This window comes from Xanthomonas cannabis pv. cannabis (genome assembly GCF_000802365.1).
In the GTDB taxonomy this organism is placed as follows: domain Bacteria; phylum Pseudomonadota; class Gammaproteobacteria; order Xanthomonadales; family Xanthomonadaceae; genus Xanthomonas; species Xanthomonas cannabis.
In genome coordinates this window covers 1-230 of the sequence record NZ_JSZE01000255.1, presented here as the reverse complement: position 1 = coordinate 230, position 230 = coordinate 1, and the positions used below count along the sequence as shown (strand labels likewise).

General features: G+C 68.7%; 1 protein-coding gene. It reads left to right on the top strand.

The annotated features are described in order from the left end of the window. Positions 1–230: pyridoxal-phosphate dependent enzyme (locus tag OZ10_RS20300; RefSeq protein ID WP_039566958.1), on the top strand; the 230-nt coding region annotated here is incomplete at both ends.

The window sequence follows — 230 nt, the reverse complement described above, 5'->3', positions numbered from 1 at the left end:
CGCTTCGGCGTGTGGTTGAAGCTGGAAAACCTGCAGCGCACCGGCTCCTACAAGGTGCGCGGCGCCTTGAATGCCTTGCTGGCCGGTCTGGAACGCGGCGACGAGCGCCCGGTGACCTGTGCCTCGGCCGGCAATCACGCGCAAGGTGTCGCGTGGTCGGCCTATCGGCTGGGTGTGCAGGCCATCACGGTGATGCCGCACGGCGCGCCGCAGACCAAGATCGCCGGCGT